3 protein-coding genes are annotated in these 1,816 nt (G+C 68.4%); all 3 read right to left on the bottom strand.

Annotated features, from left to right (window positions below; genetic code table 11):
* On the bottom strand, nt 1–392 hold a 392-nt coding region (locus tag ADADOO_RS15330; RefSeq protein ID WP_511278370.1), incomplete at its 3' end, for a hotdog family protein.
* On the bottom strand, nt 386–1,186 hold the full coding sequence (locus ADADOO_RS15335) for a beta-ketoacyl synthase chain length factor (RefSeq protein ID WP_511278371.1): 801 nt from the start codon (nt 1,184–1,186) through the stop codon (nt 386–388). The genes ADADOO_RS15335 and ADADOO_RS15330, both read right to left, overlap by 7 nt.
* The coding region (locus ADADOO_RS15340) for a beta-ketoacyl synthase N-terminal-like domain-containing protein (RefSeq protein WP_511278372.1) at nt 1,183–1,816 on the bottom strand (634 nt) is incomplete at its 5' end. The genes ADADOO_RS15340 and ADADOO_RS15335, both read right to left, overlap by 4 nt.

Below are 1,816 nucleotides of genomic sequence, written 5' to 3' on the forward strand. Positions count from 1 at the left end.
CCGGCGTGGCTGAGCGAGAACTGGTAGAGGATGTTGTTGCTGTCGCCCGACAGGCGCTCGGCGCACACGTCGAGTTCGCCCGGCAGGTCGTCGAGACGGGCGACATGCAGGCTGACGCTGCGCACGCTGGTCAGGTAGCCCTGGCGCGGTGCGGCGCCTTCGTCAGCAACCTCACCGGCAATCAGCGCGCCGTGGATGGCCATGGCCTGGGCGGCGTATTCGATGCCGTTGGCGGCGCCCAATCGATTCTCCGCACGCAGCGGATTGGCCGGGTCGGTGTGGCTGCTGGCGCGGCAGGAGATCGCCGAGTTGGACCATTCGGTCACCGCATCGAGCAGGCACATGGTGCCTTGATGCGGGATGTGGGCGGCGATCCAGCTTTTGTCTAGCACAGCCTGATGGCGACCTGCAGTTGCATCGGCGGCAGGTAGTCGAGACAGACCTCGCCGGCCTCGCCGCGCGCCAGTTTTTGCAGCAGCGGCAGCGCGCGCAGGGCCGGGATCGAGACGCGCAAGGCTTCGAGGGCGGCGTCGGCCAGCGGTTCGGCGGCAGCGCCGGCGGGGGTGACCGTAATCGATGCGAGCGAGCGCTCACTGTGTTCAGGTGTCAGCAGCAGCGCGACGCCGGCGACGTCCGGCACTGGCCGCTTGGCAAACAGCGGTTCGGGATATTCGCTGTCGTAGGCGATGAGCAGCGTCGGCTGGCGGTCGGCAACGACCTGACCCAGCGCGTCGATCAGGCCGGCGCCAAAGCTGGCGTCGTAGGCGCAGATGACCTGGCACGGCGCCATGGCGCCGGTGGCGATGCCCCAGTAACCGGCGGCGGCGTTGTGCACCGAATTGTGAAAACGGGTCGGCGAAATCTGCCGGTCGTCGCTGGCCAGTTGCTCGCACAGGGCGTGGCAATTGTGGCCGTCGGCACCGGAGGCGGAGAAGACGGTAGCCAGCGTCGCGGCATCGGCGCCAGCATGGGCGGCGGCTTCAAGGCCGATGGCCAGCGCCAGCTTGACGACGCGGCTGGCCCGACGCCGTTCGGCCGGCGGCAGGATACTCGGTGCCGGCAAAATGGAAGGGGCTGCGGTCAACGCCATTTCGCCGCGTAAAACGGCGCGGGCGGTCGGCCAGTCGGGCAGGCCGGGGGCGAGGAATCCGATGCCTTCGATCCAGGCGGTCAGCGGGCGGCTCATTTGGCGACTCCCAGGATCAGGCTGCAATTGCTGCCGCCGAAGCCGAAGGAATTGGTCAGGGCGCCGCTGACTTTGCCTGGGCGGGCTTTCAGCAGGTAATTGATGGGTATGGCCGGGTCGACGTTTTCGGTGCCCGGGCTGCCGGGCAGGAAACCGTCGGTCAGCGTCAGCGCGCAGATGACCGCTTCGACCGCCCCGGAGGCGCCCAACGTGTGGCCGGTGGCGCCCTTGGTCGAACTGCACGGAACGGTGCTGGCGAACAGGGTGCTGACGGCCTTGCCTTCGGCGGCATCATTGGCCGGCGTCGAGGTGCCGTGCAGGTTGATGTAATCGATGTCGCCGGCCGTCAATCCGGCTGAGCGCAGCGCGGCTTGCATGGCCATCCGGGCGCCGAGGCCTTCCGGGTGTGGCGAGGACATGTGATAGGCGTCGCTCGATTCGCCGGTGCCGAGGAGCAGCACCGAGCCCGGTGTAGGCTGCTCGCCCCGTTCAAGCAGTGCAAACGCCGCCCCCTCGCCGACCGAAATGCCGTTGCGCGCCGCGTCGTAAGGGCGGCAGGGCTGGGTGGAGGTCAATTGCAGCGAGGCGAAGCCGTAGAGCGTGGTCAGGCACAGCGTATCGACGCCGCCG

The sequence above is a fragment of the Azonexus sp. genome, assembly GCF_036170495.1.
Lineage (GTDB): Bacteria > Pseudomonadota > Gammaproteobacteria > Burkholderiales > Rhodocyclaceae > Azonexus.